Genomic DNA, 18,352 nt, shown 5'->3' on the forward strand with positions numbered 1-18,352 from the left:
GCTTCACTGACCTGCACAAGCCAGGTGAGTCTACTCAGCCGTGGCTGAACTGCGATGCCAGTTCCCGCAGCAACACTTCAGCTTCAAGCACTTTGCTGACCACGTCGTTGGCTTTCTCTCGCGCCAGGCCCACGCGTTCGAGCAGGGCGTCGGGGATTTCCTCGTCGGGACCCGAGCCGATGCCCCGGGCGCGCAGCAGACGCACCGCCAGGCAGACCAGGTTCGGGTAGGCGGCGTATTCGCCGTCGTAATGCGGATCGTGCTGGAAGCGCAGGGCGGTGGCCAGTTCGTCGGGCATGTCCCAGTAGCGCATCAGCCATGAACCGATCTGCTCGCGGCTGATGCCCAGCAGGTGCTGCTCGACATAGCTGTGGCACAGGTGCGGGTTGACTTCCAGGTGCCGGCACATCAACGAGAAGTGCGGTGGAAAGACGTGGGCAAGCAGCAGGTAGCCGAAGTTGTGCAGCAGGCCGGAGAGGTACGTCAGGCCGCCTTCCGGGCGCTGGGCGCGAGGCATGGCGCGGGTCAGGCCTTCGATGACGGCGGCGGTGTAGATCGATTGTTGCCAGTACGGCGTGGTGTGTTGCGGATGGTCCTTGGGCAGGCTCAGGGTCTTGCCCAGGGCCAGGCCCAGCGCCAGGTTGATCACCAGGTCGAAGCCCAGCACCCGGACGATGGCGTCTTCCACCGAACGGATCTTGCCCGGCGAGGCGTAGTAGGGTGAGGCGGCCCAGCTCACCACTTGCGCGGCCAGGGCCGGGTCGGTTTCGACGACGCCGGTGATGTCATCGATGGTGGCGTCCGGATCGACCCGCAGCTTGATGATTTTCTGAGCGGTCTCGGCCAGCGGCGGAATCTCGATGGTTTCTTCCAGCCGTTGCTGGATGCGCCGGGCCGTGAAGGCCTGTACCGCCTGGGTGATTTCCGCGCGGTCGTCGTGGGGACGGTCCAGGTTGGGGGTGATATTGCTCAAGGCTTCGCCGAATGTGGCGGCGCTGGCCTTGGTGAGCATGCTCTTGAAGGCCTCGCTGGTCACTTCCAGCAACACCCCCGGCTCGCCCGAGTTGATCAGCAGCATCGGCTCGCGCAGCAGGCTTTCTTCATACAGGCACGGGGAGCTGGTGAGCGCGGGCAGGCCTGGCAACATGTTCAGGCTGTGTTTGCCGAGCATGCGCTCCAGCTTTTCGGTCGGCACCGCCGTGAGCTTGCGGCCGGTGAGCTCGGCCAGGCGATTGAGATCCAGCAACTGGCTTTGGGGAAACAGCACCATGAGTGCGCCGACGGCATCGTGCAGCAGAACGGCCTGCACCTTGCGGGCAGGGTTCAGGCCCGGTCGTTCGAGAACTTCGTCGAAGGCGATGCCTGATTTCTCGAGCAGCAGCCGAATAACAGACGGAGCATGCGGGATTTCTGGGGCGAGAGCAGCGTCAGTCATGGTCTGTATCCGTTTTCCAACAAGTTGAGCAGTATAACCAGCTTGCCCGGCGGACGCGCCCGGAAACTGAGAGACTGCTCACACTTGGCCGTATTGCTGCCCATGACGCAGCCAGCGATCCAGCAACGGGCTGACGTGGTCCGGCCAGCGCTCCAGCAGAGCCTGGGCTGCGTCGCGTACCGCAGGGAGCAGATCGGCGTCACGCATCAGGTCGGCTACCTTGAATTGAAGCAGACCGGTCTGGCGCGTGCCGAGCATTTCACCGGGGCCGCGCAGTTCAAGGTCTTTTTCGGCGATGACGAAACCGTCGTTCGTTTCGCGCATGATACCCAGGCGCTGGCGGCCGATCTGGGACAGCGGCGGGTGATAGAGCAGGACGCAATGGCTGGCGGCGCTGCCTCGACCGACCCGGCCGCGTAGCTGGTGCAACTGTGCAAGGCCCAGGCGCTCGGGGTTCTCGATGATCATCAGGCTGGCGTTCGGTACGTCCACCCCCACTTCGATGACCGTGGTGGCGACCAGCAACTGCAAGGCTCCGGCCTTGAATTCGGCCATGACGGCGGCCTTCTCGGCGGGCTTCATGCGCCCGTGGATCAACCCGACCTTCAACTCGCCGAGGGCGGCGGTGAGGTCTTCATAGGTGCTCTGCGCCGCCTGGCAGGTCAGCTCTTCGGACTCTTCGATCAACGTGCACACCCAATAGGCCTGACGCCCTTCGGCGCAGGCGCTGCGCACGCGCTCGATCACTTCCACCCGGCGGGTGTCGGTGACCAGCACGGTGTTGACCGGCGTTCGCCCCGGCGGCAGTTCGTCGAGGATCGAGGTGTCGAGATCGGCGTAGGCGCTCATGGCCAGGGTGCGGGGGATCGGTGTGGCGGTCATGATCAACTGATGCGGGCACATGCGTCCGCCCACGCCTTTCTGCCGCAGGGCCAGGCGCTGTTGCACGCCGAAGCGATGCTGTTCGTCGATGATCACCAGAGCCAGGTTCTTGAACTGCACTTCGTCCTGGAACAGCGCATGGGTGCCCACCACCATCGGCGCGCCTTCGGCGATCTGCGCCAGGGCGGCGGTGCGGTTCTTGCCCTTGAGCTTGCCGGCCAGCCAGGCGACTTCGATGCCCAGCGGTTCGAGCCAGCGCTGGAAGGTGATGAAATGCTGTTCGGCGAGGATCTCGGTGGGCGCCATCAGCGCTACCTGATACCCCGCTTCCAGGGCTTGCAGGGCGGCGAGGGCGGCGACCACGGTCTTGCCGGCGCCCACGTCGCCCTGGATCAGCCGCAGCATCGGCTCGGGCTGGCTCAGGTCGTAGGCAATCTCGTTGCCCACCCGTTGCTGGGCGCCCGTGGGGGTGAAGCCGAGGTTGGCGAGGTAGCGTGCCGGCAGATCCCTGGCCTTGGGCATCGCCGGGGCGCGCAACGAGCGCAGGCTTTCCCTCAGGCGCTGCTGGGACAGTTGATGCGTCAGCAACTCTTCGAAAGCCAGGCGGTGCTGGGCCCAGTGATGACCGAGGGCAAGCTCCTCGACATCGGCATCGGCGGGTGGGTGATGCAGATAGCGGATCGCATCGGCCAGCGGCGCCAGTTGGTAGTCCCGGGCCAGCTCCGTGGGCAGCCAGTCCGGCAGGCTGCTGGGGCCGAGCAGGGTCAGGGCCTGCTGGCAGAGCTGACGCAGGCGCTGTTGGGTCAGGCCTTCGGTGAGGGGATAGACCGGGGTCAGGGTCTCATCTACCGGAGGCGGCTCGTCGCCGGTGATGGCGCGGTATTCCGGGTGATAGATTTCCAGCCCGGAAGCGCCAGGCCGCGCCTCGCCGTAGCAGCGCACGCGAGTGCCACGCTTGAGGCCTTCCTTCTGGGCATTGCTGAAATGATAGAAGCGCAGGCTGAGCCCGCCGGTGCCGTCCTGCAGGCGCACCACCAGGCTGCGGCGCCGGCCCATGACCACATCGGCGCCGCTGACGGTGCCTTCGATCACCGCGTCCTGCCCCGGGCGCAAGTGGCCGATGGGCACCACGCGGGTACGGTCCTGGTAACGCAACGGCAGGTGGAACAACACGTCCTGGAGGTTTTCCAGCCCGACCCTGGCCAGTTTCTCGGCCATGGCCTCGCCTACACCCTTGAGTGCCGTGACCGGTACTTTGGACAGCTCAGTCATGGCAGCGGCTTACTTGGCGGACGGCGGCTTGGCCACGGAACACAGGCGGATCGAATCAGCGAGGATCTCGATGGCCTTGGGTCGCGGGAAGCTGGCGCGCCAGGCAATGGCGACGGTGCGGAACGGCACGGGGGCGGTCATCGGGCGGACTTCGATCACGCCGGGGGCATAGTGATGGCTGTCCACCGCCGACAGCGGCAGGATCGAAATCCCCAGGCCCGAGGCGACCATGTGGCGAATGGTCTCCAGGGAGCTGGACTCCACCGTGGTGTGCTTGGCGCCTTCGCTGCCCTTGGTCAGGGTCGGGCAGGCCTCGAGCACCTGGTCGCGGAAGCAATGGCCTTCGCCCAGCAGCAACAGGCTCTTGTCGTTGAGCAGGGCGGCGTCGATGGTCTTTTTCTGGGTCCAGGGGTGCTGGGCCGGCATCAGGACGTAGAACGGCTCGTCGTAGAGCGGCAGGGTCAGCACGTCGGCTTCGTTGAACGGCAGGGCGATGATGATCGCGTCCAGCTCGCCGTTGCGCAGTTTGTCGCGCAGCACATGGGTGAAGTTTTCTTCGATGTACAGCGGCATCTGCGGGGCGACCCGGTGCAGCTGTGGAATCAGGTGCGGGAACAGGTACGGACCCACCGTGTAGATCGCGCCGACCTTCAGCGGAGCGGTGAGCTGGTTCTTGCCGGCCTGGGCCAGTTCGCGGATGCCCTGGGCCTGCTCAAGGACCTTCTGGGCCTGGGCAACGATGCCTTCGCCTACCGGGGTCAGGCGCACGGCGCTTTTGCTGCGCTCGAAAATCAGCACACCGAGTTCGTCTTCAAGCTTCTTCACGCCCACCGACAAGGTCGGCTGGCTGACGTGGCAACGCTCGGCCGCATGGCCGAAATGCTGCTCTTGGGCGAGGGTCACGATGTAGCGTAATTCTGTGAGGGTCATAGCGAGCATCCATGAAGTTGCGAGCCAAGCATACCGGCTGCAATCGATAGACGCACGTTATCAGACTGAAGGTGCGGTGTGACACCGGGCAATAGGGGGCGGTGGCGAAAGAAACAACCTGTGGCGAGGGGATAAATCCCCCGCCACAAGGTCACAAGCCCCTGTAACAGGGGCTTGCAAATATCAGCGCCTGCGCTTGTCGATGGAATACACGAACGGCGCAACGATTTCGATGGAGCCGTTGGTCAGCATGTCCGCCGGGGGCTTGGGCAGTGGCTGGGCGCGGCGGATCATTTCCAGGGTGGCCCGGTCCAGATCGGCGTTGCCCGACTTGCCTACCAGTTCGAAGGACAACACGTTGCCTTCGGCGTCCACCACGAACCGCAGGCGGTTCAAGCCTTCCTTGCCCCGCGCTTGTGCGCTGGCCGGGTACTTTTTGTACTTGCCCAGGTGGGCCAGCAAGGTACCTTGCCAACTGGCCTTGGCCGCCAACTGTGCGGGCGAAGGGCCAGGGGCCGGCTGCGCGGATTTTTCCGTCGGTGCCTGGGTCGGCTGGGCGTCGCTGGGCTTCTGCTCCGAGGGCTGTTCCTTCGGCGGCTCCGGCTTTTTCTCCACGGGCTTGGGCTTGGGCGGTTGAGGCTTGGGCTTGGGCTTGACCGGCTTGGGCACGGCGATTTCCGCCTTCGGCGCTTCGGCGAGTTTGGGCAACGGCAGCTCTTCGACCGGCTCCGGCGGTTTCGGCGGCGTGACGACTTTAGGCGGCGCCGGCGGTGGCGGGGCGGGAACCGGTGCCAGCTCCACCATCATCGCCTGGGGCGGCAGTTCGATGGGGGGCCGTGTCGTCCAGTTCAGCGCCAGCGCGATGGCGAGCGCATGCACGCCCAGCACCACGGCCAGGCTACCGCTGTAACGCGTCAGCTTTTGGCGCGTCGTGATCATTTCTTGGGCGCCGTCTCTAAGCCGACCAGACCGACCTTCAAGTAGCCGGCGCCGCGCAGGGCATCCATCACGCTCATCAGGTCGCCGTAGTCCACGCCTTTATCGGCTTGGAAGAAGATCGTCGTGTCCTTCTTGCCCTGGGTCTTGGCATCGAGGGCCGCGCCGAGGTTCTCGGCCTTGACCTCCTCTTCGCCCAGGAACAGGCGCTGGTCGGCCTTGACGCTCAGGAACATCGGTTTCTCAGGCCGGGGCGAGGGCTTGGCCGTCGACGCCGGAAGGTCGACCTTGATGTCCACGGTGGCCAGCGGGGCCGCCACCATGAAGATGATCAACAGCACCAGCATCACATCGATGAATGGGGTGACGTTGATTTCGTGGTTCTCGGCCAGATCGTCGTCTGCGCCTTCTTTCAAATGCAGGCCCATGGCCGATTACCCCACTTTCACCATGTGCGGTTGCGAGCTGCGCTCAGGCGGCAGGTGGTCGAGGTCGCGGCTGACCAGCAGCAGCACCTCGGCCGACGCGTCGGACACCTGGGCCTTGTAGCCGGCAATGGAGCGGGCGAAAACGTTATAGATGACCACGGCGGGGATCGCCGCCACCAGGCCCAGCGCAGTCGCCAGCAAGGCTTCGGCGATGCCGGGCGCCACGACGGCGAGGTTGGTGGTCTGGGTCTTGGCGATGCCGATGAAGCTGTTCATGATGCCCCACACGGTACCGAACAGGCCCACGAACGGCGCGGTGGAACCGATGGTGGCGAGTACGCCGGTGCCGCTGCTCATGTTGCGACCGCAGGCGGCCACCAGGCGCTCGAGGCGGAAGCTCACGCGTTCCTTGATGCCTTCCTTCTCGCGGCTGTTGGCCGACAGGCGCATCTCTTCGAGCGCATCGTGCACCAGCAGGTTGGCGAGGGTGCCTTCCTTCGCCGCAGTGGCGCTGGCTTCCTTGAGGGTGGTGGCTTTTTTCAGGGCGGCGATCTCACCGCGCAGGCGACGCTTGGCTCCCAGCAGCTCGAAGCCCTTGGCGATCCAGATGGTCCAGGTGATGATCGAGGCGATGGCCAGGCCGATCATCACGGCCTTCACGATGACGTCGGCGTTCTGGTACATGCCCCATGGGGACAGGTCATGGGCCATGCCCAGGGTGTTGTCGGCTTCAAGCACTTCAGGCGCGTCGGTCGGTGTGGCTTCGACGGCCTGGGCCGGCTCGGTGGCCACCGGCGTTGCAGCCGGAGCGGCCGCATCGGCAGGTGCCTGGGTGGCAGGCGCGGTGGCTGGGGCAGCCGTAGCGGGCGTCTGCGCATCGGCGAACGCGGCGACGGGCGTCAGCAGCAGGCTGAACAACAGCGCAGCCACGGCGCTCCAGGCGCGAGGTCGTTGGGTTGGCGAAGCGAAGGATAGAGAGTGTTTCATGCTGGCCGGACCTGAGAGATAAAGAAGGTTGATGTTCTTCCAGGCCTCGTGGGGCCGAGAACAAAAGTGGCGAGCATTATTGCAAGTAATTCTTGTTAGCAGAAGTAATAGAGTATCTTTTTTTCCGACATCGCTAGCCGCTCGTCCCTTTCGAGGGCTAGTCTGCGGCTTTAAACGAGGAGTTTCTGATGTCCGCGCCTTCTGTTCTGATCGCCGGTTGCGGTGATATCGGCGGCCGTCTGGCCAGCCAGCTACAGGCCCGACACTGGCAGGTGTATGGCTTGCGCCGTACGGTTTCCAACCTCCCGGCGGGTGTGCTCGGGGTGGCGGGTGACCTGTTCAGCCAGCAATGCCCCGCCGATTGGCCTACCGCTCCGCTGGACTACCTGGTGTATAGCGCCGCAGCCACCGAACATGACGAAGTGGGCTATCGCGCCGCCTATGTCGAAGGGTTGAAGCATGTGCTGGTCTGGTTGAGGCAGCACGGGCAGCAACCGAAACGGCTGCTGTTTGTCTCCAGCAGCAGCGTGTACGGGCAACAGGCGGGGGAGTGGGTCGATGAAACCTCGCCCACCGTGGCCGGCGGCTACTCCGGCCGGCTGATGCTCGAGGCTGAGCAAGTGGCGCTCGAAAGCGGCATCCCGGCCAGCCGTGTCCGCCTGACCGGCATCTACGGCCCTGGCCGCGAATGGCTGCTGACCCAGGTGCGCCAGGGCTACAGTGTGGTGGAAGACCCGCCCCTGTACGCCAACCGCATCCACGCTGATGACGCCGCAGGCCTGCTGGCCTTCCTGCTGGAAGCCGATCGCCAGGGCAAGACCCTGGACGACTGCTACATCGGCGTCGACGATGCTCCCGCCGCCCTGGCCGACGTGGTGGGCTGGCTGCGGGACTACCTGGGTGTCACCCAATGGGCCGAAAACGCCAGCGTCCGTCGCGCCGGCAGCAAGCGTTGCAGCAACGCCCGGGCCAAGGCCCTGGGCTGGTCGCCGCGTTATCCGAGCTTTCGTGAGGGGTATGCGGCGATTCTGGAAGGGCGCTGCTGATCCGTCAGCCTGCGGTGGATGCGGCTGTGCTCAGGGCACCTGCGGGTGCACCGGGCTTGCAGCCGCCTCAGGGCGGCAGGCTTGCAAAACAACCCGGTCGCGCCCCGTCTCCTTGGCCTGGTAAAGCGCCTTGTCCGCCATCCCGACCAGCTCCGCCGCATCGAAATGACCGATGCCCGTCGAGGCCACGCCAAACGAGGCCGTGACCGAGAGGGCCTTGCCGGCCTCGGTGATGATCAACGCACGCACCGAATCGCACAGCTGTTGTGCCTTCTGCACGGCGTGCTCGCTGGTGCAGTTGGGAAGGATGAGCATGAGCTCCTCGCCGCCATACCGACAGGCCACGTCCGAAGTCCGTAGCGACTGTTTCAGCAGATTCGCCACCGAACGCAGCACGGCATCGCCGACAGCGTGGCCATGCATGTCGTTGATCTGCTTGAAGTGATCGAGGTCCAGCATGACTACACTCAACGGCGACTCCATGCGTTGTGCCCGGGCCATCTCCCGGTTGAGGGTTTCCTCCATATAACGGCGGTTGAACAGCCCGGTCAGTGGGTCGCGGATCGACTTGTCATGCAGCGCATTGCGCAGCTTGACGTTGGACAGGGCCAGCGCGACCTGCTCGGAAATCGACTTGGCGATCTCCATTTGCGTCTCGCTGAAAGCTTCCTGGCTACCGGCCTCGGCAAGCTTGCGAATGTAGAACATCCCCATCACTTCGCCGTAGGCGATGAGCGGAAGGCAGAGGTTGGACTGGTTGCGCTCGGAGGCTGGGTCCAGCGGCGAGTAATGCTCGCAGCAAATCAGTGGCTGGCCGAGCACACCATGGTGGGCATTGCCACGCCGCAGGCCCCAGCATTCGTGGGGGATGATGGTCGGGGAGGCGGGTTGTCCATCCCCCCATTCACCGGCCAGCTCGAACAGATCGGCTGCCTGGCTGTACAGATAAACGGAACCTGCGGTTCTCGCCAGCAGATGATTGCAATATTCCGCAGTGACTTTCAGGCCTTCGGCCAGGGTCATTTCGGTCTGCAGCAGTTGGGACATTTCTCCGAGTAGCGAGATTTCCCTGTTGCGTTTTCGCAGCAACACCATGCCCGCCTCGACACGACTCGACTCCTGGGACGCCTCCAAAGCCGAGTTTTCGGTCTGGCGTATGGCTTCACGCATCCTCAGGAAAAGCCAGGCCAGCAGCACCAGCGTGAGCAAAGTGCCCGACAGGGAAAAGGCAACGGCCAACAGGGCTTTTTGCACCAGTTGCTGATCGAGCTGCACAACTTCATCCATTTCGCCTTTGACCTGAGTGGCGATGCTTTCCCTGATGCGGTCCGTCAGCCCCTTGCCGACGCCCTGCATCACCACTTGCATGGCCGCGTCGTAGCCCTTGTCACGGCGCAGCTTGATGGTCTCGGCCAGGTTCGCCATCTTCTCGTCCACAAGGGCCCGTATGCCCTGGACGGCCTGTTGTTCTTGCTCCGGATCGGTGGCGTACAGCGCTTCGAGCGTGCGCAGTCCTTCGGGCAGATTGGTCATGGTGGCGTAGTAGGGCTGCAGAAAACGGTCATCGCCGGTGATGATGTAGCCGCGCTGCCCGGTTTCAGCATCCACCACCAGCTCGAGCAAGCCACGAAGGGAGGTCAGTTGGTCCTCGACCAACTGACGGTCACGTTGGGTCTGCCCCACCCAGGACAGGCACAGCGGCGCAACGGCGGCATTGAAGCTCATGATGATCACCGCCGCGGCGGCTGCGATTTTCAAGCTGGGTTTACGGTATCCCATCAAGGCCCCTGCACATGGAGGTAAACGACCTGCGCTTTGAAGATACGGAACAGGAGGTTTCGTTGGAGTTCATCCCAAGCCTAGTCCGTGTGGGCCAAAGCCCGGGGTGGGAATGCTCTCAAGGGGTTTCAACCAGGCGTCATTGCTCAGAAAGGCGACGGCGGCAAGAACCGTCCCCACGCTGAAATACGTTCGGCGGTCACGGCGCCCATCATGATCAAGGTGAGAAATCCCAGGCAGAGCACCACGAGGGGAAGTTTGGTAAAGGCGAACCGGATGCCGCCCAAGGGGCCTGGGTATTGCTTGAGGTAGGCCTTGGCGACCCGCCGGTAACCGTCGCCCGACAGATAGCCCCAAAGAAAAAACAGCGCAGTGACGATCATCGCGAAGGGGCGGGGATCGGGGAATTGCAGGCAGGTGAAGCCAGCGCTAATGCCAAACAGGGCGCCAATGTCCTGGGAGGAGCGGAAGTAGCGCTCGGCGATCAGCTCGTCATCGGTTTTGAACAGCATGGTTTCTCTTCCAAGCGAAGTGGTGGATTGCGCCGCTGCCTTGTGGCAGAGCGATTCGACACCATAGATCAAAGCCTGGCGGCCAGGGCAATGAGAGGCTCCCGCCGCGTGCTTCATCTCCTGACTGCCAGGCTTCCACCAGGCCACGCCGCTTTGCGCCTCTGCCTACGACTACGCCAGAATCCGCCGGCTTGTGCGGATGCCATGGTCAGCGACTTGGCTTTCGAACTGGATGGCTCCCGCCGCCATGTTGCCCATGGAATTCAGCAATTGATCGAGCTGGGTACGTTGCTGGCGAATCGGGCGTTGGATAACGTCGAGCCGCGATAACGGCAAGTGGGACCGATGAAAAAACTGATGCGTTGTATCGGGTTTTTCAGGGGGGGCGCCATCTAGAGCAGCTTTTCGCAAGGCTGCCTTTACGGAACATCAGCCGGATCGAACCGGTAATCGTGGATGCGATTCACATCTTCCTGATCTGGCGAGGCGAGAGCCGTGAAGATAATGTCGCGGATTCTGGAGCGTAATGGATACCGGTTGATCAGAAGCACCTGCCTCGCTCTTCGGGCAGATGCTTCGTTCGCAGCCGGTCCATGGGTGCGCAGCCCAGCATCATCACGCGTTGTAAGTCATTCGATATGTCGCTGCATCTAGCGCAGTGTGTAGCCGCCGTCCACCACAATGTCCTGTCCATAGATACCGCGTGAGCGGTTGGACAGCAGCAACAGGATCACATCGGCCACTGCCTCAGGCTGGAGAAACTCGCCTCCGATCAAGCGTTCATTAACCGCTTCCGCTACCGCCGACAATTGAGCATTGTCCAGCCCTAACGTCCTCCAGATCGGCGTCGCGGTTGGCCCCGGCGATACAACGTTGACCCGGATGCCCGCACTGGCCAGTTCCACCGCCAGCGTGCGTGCATGAGCGGTCAATGCCGCTTTTGAAGCGATGTAGCCGGCAAGGCCTGGAAATGCCAGCGCGCTGAGAAAGGTTCCGATGAATACCACCGAAGCGGACGTTGCCAATTGCGAACGTAATACCGATAAGGTGTTTAGTGCTCCTGCTCCGTTCACCTCCCAATTGCGGGCAAAACCAGTGCTGTCCAGACTGTTTTCCAAGATTGCCACTCCCGCATTGGGCACCAGGAAATCCACCGGGCCGAGACCGCTGCTGTAGCGCGCCAGCCCTTCCAGGTCAGCCATCGAGGTGACATCGCCCTTGAACAGATGCAGGCGATCTCCATGGATATCCTTGAGTTCGGTAAGTCCGCCTCGCCCTCGCGCCATTGCCACCACCAACGCGCCCTGAGTCAGCAGCTGCTGCACCACGGCCAGGCCGATGCCTGAACTGGCCCCCGTTACCACTGCAATGCGATTGTCGTACTCACTGTCCATTACGCTGCTCCGCGATCATTGAAATAACCGCATTGCTTTTTACATTTTCTGTGCCAGCAGCATGATGCTAATAAAATCAGCAGGTTGAGAGCATGAGGTGTCTTTATGACAACTTACTAGAGTTGTCTTAAAGACTAGGGAGGAGGTCTTAATGACCCCATCTCGCTCTCTACTGCCTATATACATCACACGCGTCGACCGCCTGAATTGGGCACTACTGAAGTGAAAAACCTTGGATCCTAGAAAATCTGGGCTGGGTGCGGGTCGCCTTCCGGCGTATTCAGGGGAGGGGCGCCGCTGGGGGGGTATCGGCGAGAGAATGTGCGATAGAGATTCATTGGGTGGGTAACTGGTCTACTGAGTTCGCTAGCGGCAGTCGCACCGGCATCGATCAGTCAACCTTGCTCGCGATGGCTGCGGCGCTTCACCGCGCTATCGCGAGCAGAGGATTGAAAGGCTCAGGTCCAGCTTATTGCTGTTCCAATACCCACTGTCGGTTGCCCGGCGAGAACGACGGCATTTCATCCGCCAGTGCCGCGTTCACGGTCTGGAAGATTTCCAGCGTCTTGCCATTGCGGGCGAAGATCCAGGTGTTGCCCTGGCCATTCTGTTGCAGCCAGATGTTGTCGTTGCCGCCGCTCATGGAGGCGCAGTCGCCTGCCAGGCACAGGGCATAGCGGTCGGCGCCCGGTAGGCCGCTGACCTGGCCGTCGGGCTGGAATTGCACGGTGGCGCCCTGGCCGGGGCCGCTTTGGATGTGCCAGGTGCCGCCCAGGTAGGCGGCGTACAGGGTGCGTTCGAAGCTGGCACCCAGGGGAGCGCCTGCCGGGACCTGAACCTGGGCACGGTCGAAGACTTGTTCGGGTTCGTTCTCGGTGGCGGCCTGGTTCAGCTGATCGCCGTCGCGCTTGAGTTCGCTGGCGGAGCTGCCATAGAAATCGACTTTCCACGCGCCGTCTTCTTCGCCCAGCAGCTTGCCTTCGACGTTTTCAAAACCATTGGTGTAGCGCGCCTGGCCGGCCCGGGTGTTGACGTCCCATTCCAGGTTCGGGCCATAGGCCTGCAGCGCTTCGCGCAGCGGCCCGCCCTTGGCGGCAGCGTCGATGGCCGCCTGGTTGATCCAGGTGCCGCTGATATCACGGTCGGCGGGGTCGCTGGCGCAGCCGGCCAGGAGAAGGGCGAGCAGCGGGAGAGCAAGCGCTTTGCGCATGGTGAAATCCTTTCAAAACGAAAACGGCGCAGCGGGGGACGCTGCGCCGGCCTTGTTACTCGATGACCAGGATGGCATCCATCTCGACCTGCGCGCCCTTGGGCAGGGCGGCTACGCCGATGGCCGCGCGGGCAGGGTAGGGCTGTTCGAAGTACTTGCCCATGATCTCGTTGACCTTGGCGAAGTGGCTCAGGTCGGTGAGGAAGATGTTGAGCTTGACGATGTCCTTGAACGAACCGCCGGCCGCTTCGGCCACGGCTTTCAGGTTTTCGAATACCTGCACGGTCTGGGCTTCGAAGCCTTCCACCAGCTCCATGGTTTTCGGGTCCAGTGGGATCTGGCCCGACATGTACACGGTGTTGCCTGCCTTGATCGCCTGGGAATAGGTGCCGATGGCGGCCGGGGCCTTGTCGCTGGTGATAACGGTCTTGGTCATGAGGACTCCTTGTTATGGGTGGGCTACGCGCGCATGCGGGTGATGCGGATGACCCCGGCCAGGGCGCGCAGTTTCTTGATCACGCGGGCCAGGTGCACGCGGTCGTGCACGCTGACCACCAGTTGGACGACGCTGATGCGGCCATCGCGTTCGTCCATGCTGATTTTCTCGATATTGCCGTCGGCGGCGTTGACACTGCTGGCCAGCAGGGCGATCAGGCCGCGCTGGTGTTCAAGCTCGACTCGCAGCTCGACGTTGAATTCGCCGGTGACATCCTTGGCCCAGGAGAGCTGGATGCATTTTTCCGGGTTGTGGCGGATTTCGCTGATGTTGCGGCAGTTGTCCAGGTGCACCACCATGCCCTTGCCGGCGGACAGGTGTCCGACGATAGGGTCGCCCGGGATCGGCGTGCAGCACTTGGCGTAGCTGAGCACCAGGCCTTCGGTGCCGCGAATCGCCAGCGGGCCTTCAGGGCTTGGCAACTGTTCGCCTTCACCGAGCAGGCGGCGGGCGACCACATAGGCCATGCGGTTGCCCAGGCCGATGTCTTCGAGCAGGTCTTCGATGAGTTCGAGGCGGTACTCGTTGAGCATCACCTGCACGCGCTCGGCCGGGATCTTGTCCAGGGAGCTGTCAAAGCCGTTCAGCACTTTGTTCAGCAGGCGTTCGCCCAGACTGATGGATTCGGAGCGGCGCTGCAGTTTCAGGGCGTGACGGATGTGGGTGCGGGCCTTGCCGGTGACCACGAAGTTGAGCCACGCCGGGTTCGGCCGCGCGCCGGGGGCGCTGACGATTTCCACGGTGGAGCCGCTTTGCAGCGGCTCGGACAGCGGCGCCAGGCGACGGTTGATCCGGCAGGCGATGCAGCTGTTGCCGACGTCGGTATGCACCGCATAGGCGAAGTCCACCGCCGTGGAGCCCTTGGGCAGCTCCATGATCCGGCCCTTGGGCGTGAACACGTAGACCTCGTCCGGGAACAGGTCGATCTTCACGCTCTCGATGAATTCAAGGGAGTTGCCGGCCCGCTGCTGCATTTCGAGCACGCCCTTGACCCACTGTCGGGCCCGGGCATGGGTGCTCTTGGGCTGTTCGTCGCCGCTGGACTTGTAGAGCCAATGGGCGGCGATGCCGTTGTTGGCCATTTCTTCCATTTCACGGGTACGGATCTGGATCTCGATCGGTACGCCGTGCATGCCGAACAACGTGGTGTGCAGCGACTGGTAGCCGTTGGCCTTGGGGATCGCGATGTAGTCCTTGAAGCGCCCCGGCAACGGTTTGTACAAATTATGCACAGCACCCAGTACGCGGTAGCAGGTGTCGACCTTGTCGACGATGATCCGGAACGCGTACACGTCCATGATCTCGTTGAAGGCCCGGCGCTTGCCGCGCATTTTCTTGTAGATGCCGTAGAGGTGTTTCTGCCGGCCGCTGACTTCGCCTTCGATGCCGTCGATGGCCAGGCAGTGGCTCAACGACTCCTCGATCTTGTTGACGATTTCCTTGCGGTTGCCCCGGGCGCGCTTGACGGCCTGGTTGATCCGCGCCGAACGCATCGGGTGCATGGCCTTGAAGCCGAGGTCTTCGAATTCGATGCGGATCGCATGCATGCCCAGGCGGTTGGCGATGGGTGCGTAGATTTCCAGGGTTTCCTTGGCGATGCGCCGGCGTTTTTCACCGGACAGCACTTCCAGGGTGCGCATGTTGTGCAGGCGGTCGGCGAGCTTGACCAGGATCACGCGGATGTCGCGGGCCATGGCCATGGCCATTTTCTGGAAGTTCTCGGCCTGGGCCTCGGCCTTGGTCTCGAAGTTCATCTGGGTCAGCTTGCTGACTCCGTCGACCAGTTCGGCCACGGTTTCGCCGAACTGCGCTTGCAGTGCTTCCTTGGCGATGCCGGTGTCTTCGATCACGTCATGGAGCATGGCCGCCATCAGGCTCTGATGGTCCATGTGCATGTCGGCAAGGATGTTCGCCACGGCAAGGGGATGCGTGACGTACGCCTCGCCGCTGCGGCGGCGTTGGCCGTCGTGGGCTTGTTCGGCGTAGAAATAGGCTCGGCGGACCAGGTTGACCTGGTCCTTGCCGAGGTAGGCCGATAAGCGATCGGCGAGGGCGTCTATGCTCGGCATGATGACTCCTGCCGTTTGCTGTGACCCCGCGCCGTGCTACGTCGACCAGGCATAGGCTTAGACCGCCTCGTTGGACTCGTCCTCGAACGCTGCGAACAGCGGCTCGTCTTCAACGATTTCGGCATTGGCGATGAACTCGTAGCTCATCAGGCCTTCGGCGATTTCACGCAGCGCTACCACGGTAGGCTTGTCGTTTTCCCACTGGACCAACGGCTCTTTGCCACCGGTGGCCAGCTGACGGGCCCGCTTGGTAGAGAGCATGACCAGCTCAAAGCGGTTTTCCACGTGTTCTAGGCAGTCTTCAACGGTTACGCGGGCCATGGTATTCCTCGGAGCGAATGCAATATGCGCGCTGCCCGGTTGGGCGAGCGGACTCGACAGTTTAAAAAAACACCAGCGTTTAGGGAAGCGCTGATTTTTTAACCAAACCCCTCGGCGCGCTGCGAGTACCAATGTAAGGCCGTCGCAACGGTTTTGGGAAGGGCTGTTCAGCCCAATAATTCAGCCAGCAATTTGCCGAAACGTTGTTGCTGGCGTTTCTGTTGCAGCTGGCTGGCGCGGAAAATCGCCTTGAGGTCGTCCAGTGCGTGGGCAAAATCGTCGTTGATGATCAGGTAATCGTAGTCCACGTAGTGGCTCATTTCGCTGACCGCTTCGCGCATCCGGCCTTCGATGATGTCGTCGCTGTCCTGGCCGCGATTGGTCAGGCGCTGGCGCAACGCTTCCTGGCTCGGTGGCAGGATGAAGATCGAACGGGCCTGGGGCATCAGCTTGCGCACCTGTTCGGCACCTTGCCAGTCGATTTCCAGGATCAGGTCGTGGCCTTCGTCCAGGGTCTGCTGCAAGAAGCTCTGCGAGGTGCCGTAGAGGTTGCCGAAGACTTCGGCACGCTCCAGGAAGTCGCCGTGCTCGGCCATCCTCACGAACTCTTCGCGGTCGACGAAGTGATAGTTCACGCCGTTCACTTCGCCCGGGCGCATGGCGCGGGTGGTGTGGGAGACGGAGACGCGGATCTGCGGCTCGGCGTCGATCAGTGCCTTGACCAGGCTGGTCTTGCCGGCGCCCGAGGGCGCGGAGATGATGTAGAGAGTGCCGGTGCTGTGGGTCATGTCGGGTTAGCCTTACTCAATGTTCTGCACTTGTTCGCGCATCTGCTCGATCAACACCTTGAGGTTGACCGCAGCCTGGGTACTGCGCGGGTCGAAGGCCTTGGAGCCCAGTGTGTTGGCTTCGCGGTTGAGCTCCTGCATCAGGAAGTCGAGGCGGCGGCCGGCCGCGCCGCCGGACTTGAGCACCCGGCGCACTTCGATGATGTGGGTGCTCAGGCGATCCAGTTCTTCGGCCACGTCGCTCTTCTGTGCGAGCATGACCATTTCCTGTTCCAGGCGCTGGGGGTCCAGCTCGGCCTTCATGTCGGTGAAACGGTCGAGCACTTTCTGACGCTGGGTGGCCAGCATCTGCGGGACCAGTTCGCGCAGGGTCGCCACGTCTTCCTCGATGGCGGTCAAGCGTTCGTTGATCAGCCGGGCCAGTTCCGCACCTTCGCGCTCGCGCCCGGCCTTGAGCTCCTGCAATCCCTGGTTGAACAAAGCCAGTGCCTCGGCGTTGAGAGCCTGGGGATCGCTGGCGTCACCCACCAGCACGCCGGGCCAGGCCAGCACTTCCAGAGGGTTGAGGGCGGCGGGGTTCTTGATCAGGCTGGCGACGGTTTCGGCGGCGGCCACCAGTTGCGCGGCGCGCTCGCGATCTACCTGGAGGGTCTTGCCGGTGTTTTCCTCGGTGAAGCGCAGGGTGCATTCAAGCTTGCCCCGGGACAGGCCCTGGCGCAGCGCTTCGCGTACGCCGCCTTCGAGGTCGCGGAAGGATTCAGGCAGGCGCAGGTGGGGCTCCAGGTAACGGCTGTTGACCGAGCGCAGCTCCCAGCTCAGCGTGCCTTGTGCGCCGGCTTTTTCGACGCGGGCGAAGGCGGTCATGCTGTGCACCATGGGGGTTCCTCGCAATGCAGGCTGGGCACGACGGTGGTCGTGAGGCCTGGAATCTATGAATTAAAGCCGAAGGGCCGCAAAGGCGCAGGATTGTAGCGCAGTGGGGCGCATGCCCCAAACCGAGCATGTGACAAAGCGCTGCAGCCCGTCGGCCGGGCCCGGGAGAGGCTTCGCTCGTCGCACCGGTTTTTTAGAACTGCCCTCCGCAGGCTCACGGCTCTATAATGCCGGCAGTTTTCCGTCCTCTGTACAGGTGTCCCCTATGAAACGTCCAAGTGGTCGCGCTGCCGATCAGCTTCGCTCGATCCGCATTACCCGCAACTACACCAAACACGCCGAGGGATCTGTACTGGTCGAATTCGGTGATACCAAAGTCATCTGCACGGTGAGCGTCGAAAACGGCGTGCCACGGTTTCTCAAGGGCCAGGGTCAAGGCTGGCTGACCGCCGAATACGGCATGCTGCCGCGTGCCACCGGCGAGCGGAACCAGCGCGAAGCCAGCCGTGGCAAGCAGGGTGGCCGGACCTTGGAAATCCAGCGCCTGATCGGCCGTTCGCTGCGCGCCGCCCTGGACATGTCCAAGCTGGGCGATGTGACGCTGTATGTCGATTGCGACGTGATCCAGGCCGACGGCGGGACCCGCACCGCGTCCATCACCGGTGCCATGGTCGCGCTGGTCGATGCCTTGAAAGTCATCAAGAAGCGTGGCGGTCTCAAGGGCGGCGATCCTCTCAAGCAGATGATCGGCGCGGTGTCCGTGGGCATGTATCAGGGTGAGCCGGTGCTGGACCTGGACTACCTGGAAGACTCCGCCGCCGAGACCGACCTGAACGTGGTCATGACCAGCACCGGTGGCTTCATCGAGGTGCAGGGCACCGCCGAAGGCGCGCCGTTCCAGCCTGAAGAATTGAACGCTATGCTGGAGCTGGCGAAGAAAGGCATGAACGAGATCTTCGAACTGCAAAAGGCCGTACTGGCCGACTGATCGTGA

The 18,352-nt window shown here is 62.9% G+C and carries 17 protein-coding genes and 1 pseudogene; 3 read left to right on the forward strand and 15 right to left on the reverse strand.

Annotated features, from left to right (window positions below; all coding sequences use genetic code 11):
- Positions 1–34 precede the first annotated feature (34 nt).
- From BT179_RS05105 to exbB, 6 genes are all read right to left on the reverse strand, one after another.
- A complete protein-coding gene (locus BT179_RS05105; RefSeq protein WP_072430966.1) occupies positions 35–1,435 on the reverse strand; it encodes an aminoacyl-tRNA deacylase and HDOD domain-containing protein in 1,401 nt (466 codons plus the stop codon).
- A 78-nt stretch (positions 1,436–1,513) separates the two neighbouring features.
- The gene (gene recG / locus BT179_RS05110; RefSeq protein WP_072390767.1) at positions 1,514–3,589 is read right to left on the reverse strand and encodes an ATP-dependent DNA helicase RecG; all 2,076 of its coding nucleotides are present in this window, start codon (positions 3,587–3,589) and stop codon (positions 1,514–1,516) included.
- Positions 3,590–3,598: 9 nt separating this feature from the next.
- Positions 3,599–4,519, reverse strand: a complete 921-nt coding sequence (locus tag BT179_RS05115) for a hydrogen peroxide-inducible genes activator (RefSeq protein ID WP_072390764.1) — start codon at positions 4,517–4,519, stop codon at positions 3,599–3,601.
- A 183-nt stretch (positions 4,520–4,702) separates the two neighbouring features.
- Complete coding sequence (locus tag BT179_RS05120) at positions 4,703–5,458, reverse strand: energy transducer TonB family protein (protein WP_072390761.1); 756 nt, start codon at positions 5,456–5,458, stop codon at positions 4,703–4,705.
- Positions 5,455–5,883 carry a TonB system transport protein ExbD gene (gene exbD / locus BT179_RS05125; RefSeq protein WP_072390758.1) on the reverse strand — a complete coding sequence of 143 codons (429 nt, stop codon included), beginning with the start codon at positions 5,881–5,883 and terminating at the stop codon, positions 5,455–5,457. The genes BT179_RS05120 and exbD overlap by 4 nt, the downstream gene beginning before the upstream one ends.
- Before the next feature lie 6 nt (positions 5,884–5,889).
- Positions 5,890–6,870, reverse strand: a complete 981-nt coding sequence (exbB, locus tag BT179_RS05130; protein WP_072430965.1) for a tonB-system energizer ExbB — start codon at positions 6,868–6,870, stop codon at positions 5,890–5,892.
- Positions 6,871–7,058: 188 nt separating this feature from the next.
- Between exbB and BT179_RS05135 the strand changes: the two genes are divergently transcribed.
- Positions 7,059–7,916 (forward strand): NAD-dependent epimerase/dehydratase family protein, encoded by an 858-nt coding sequence (locus BT179_RS05135; protein WP_072430964.1) that lies wholly within the window; start codon positions 7,059–7,061, stop codon positions 7,914–7,916.
- Between the two features lie 30 nt (positions 7,917–7,946).
- Here BT179_RS05135 and BT179_RS05140 read toward each other — a convergent pair whose 3' ends face one another.
- Both BT179_RS05140 and BT179_RS05145 read right to left on the reverse strand, forming a co-directional pair.
- Positions 7,947–9,695 (reverse strand): diguanylate cyclase, encoded by a 1,749-nt coding sequence (locus BT179_RS05140; protein WP_072430963.1) that lies wholly within the window; start codon positions 9,693–9,695, stop codon positions 7,947–7,949.
- 146 nt (positions 9,696–9,841) lie between these two features.
- Positions 9,842–10,207: a hypothetical protein gene (locus BT179_RS05145; protein WP_072390746.1), complete on the reverse strand. Its 366-nt coding sequence runs from the start codon at positions 10,205–10,207 to the stop codon at positions 9,842–9,844.
- Between the two features lie 189 nt (positions 10,208–10,396).
- On the opposite strand from BT179_RS05145, the pseudogene BT179_RS26935 reads away from it, so the two are divergent.
- A pseudogene (locus BT179_RS26935) lies at positions 10,397–10,537 on the forward strand (DUF6124 family protein); the annotation flags it as partial.
- A 320-nt stretch (positions 10,538–10,857) separates the two neighbouring features.
- Here the strand turns inward: BT179_RS26935 and BT179_RS05150 are convergent.
- The 7 genes from BT179_RS05150 to BT179_RS05180 form a co-directional block, all read right to left on the reverse strand.
- Entirely contained in the window at positions 10,858–11,601 is a 744-nt protein-coding gene (locus BT179_RS05150) for an SDR family NAD(P)-dependent oxidoreductase (RefSeq protein ID WP_072430962.1), read from the reverse strand.
- A 469-nt stretch (positions 11,602–12,070) separates the two neighbouring features.
- Positions 12,071–12,811, reverse strand: coding sequence for a hypothetical protein (locus tag BT179_RS05155; protein ID WP_072390736.1), 741 nt, complete (start codon positions 12,809–12,811; stop codon positions 12,071–12,073).
- Positions 12,812–12,866: 55 nt separating this feature from the next.
- Positions 12,867–13,247 carry a RidA family protein gene (locus BT179_RS05160; protein WP_024780260.1) on the reverse strand — a complete coding sequence of 127 codons (381 nt, stop codon included), beginning with the start codon at positions 13,245–13,247 and terminating at the stop codon, positions 12,867–12,869.
- Positions 13,248–13,270: 23 nt separating this feature from the next.
- The gene (spoT, locus tag BT179_RS05165) at positions 13,271–15,376 is read right to left on the reverse strand and encodes a bifunctional GTP diphosphokinase/guanosine-3',5'-bis pyrophosphate 3'-pyrophosphohydrolase (protein ID WP_072390731.1); all 2,106 of its coding nucleotides are present in this window, start codon (positions 15,374–15,376) and stop codon (positions 13,271–13,273) included.
- Between the two features lie 57 nt (positions 15,377–15,433).
- The gene (gene rpoZ, locus BT179_RS05170; protein ID WP_003177259.1) at positions 15,434–15,697 is read right to left on the reverse strand and encodes a DNA-directed RNA polymerase subunit omega; all 264 of its coding nucleotides are present in this window, start codon (positions 15,695–15,697) and stop codon (positions 15,434–15,436) included.
- A gap of 167 nt (positions 15,698–15,864) precedes the next feature.
- Positions 15,865–16,485: a guanylate kinase gene (gmk, locus tag BT179_RS05175; protein ID WP_072390727.1), complete on the reverse strand. Its 621-nt coding sequence runs from the start codon at positions 16,483–16,485 to the stop codon at positions 15,865–15,867.
- Between the two features lie 12 nt (positions 16,486–16,497).
- On the reverse strand, positions 16,498–17,361 hold the full coding sequence (locus BT179_RS05180) for a YicC/YloC family endoribonuclease (RefSeq protein WP_072430961.1): 864 nt from the start codon (positions 17,359–17,361) through the stop codon (positions 16,498–16,500).
- Between the two features lie 262 nt (positions 17,362–17,623).
- Here BT179_RS05180 and rph point away from each other — a divergent pair, with 262 nt between their 5' ends.
- The gene (rph, locus tag BT179_RS05185) at positions 17,624–18,346 is read left to right on the forward strand and encodes a ribonuclease PH (RefSeq protein ID WP_072430960.1); all 723 of its coding nucleotides are present in this window, start codon (positions 17,624–17,626) and stop codon (positions 18,344–18,346) included.
- Positions 18,347–18,352 lie beyond the last annotated feature (6 nt).

The organism is Pseudomonas sp. NFACC43 (assembly GCF_900119645.1).
GTDB lineage: Bacteria > Pseudomonadota > Gammaproteobacteria > Pseudomonadales > Pseudomonadaceae > Aquipseudomonas.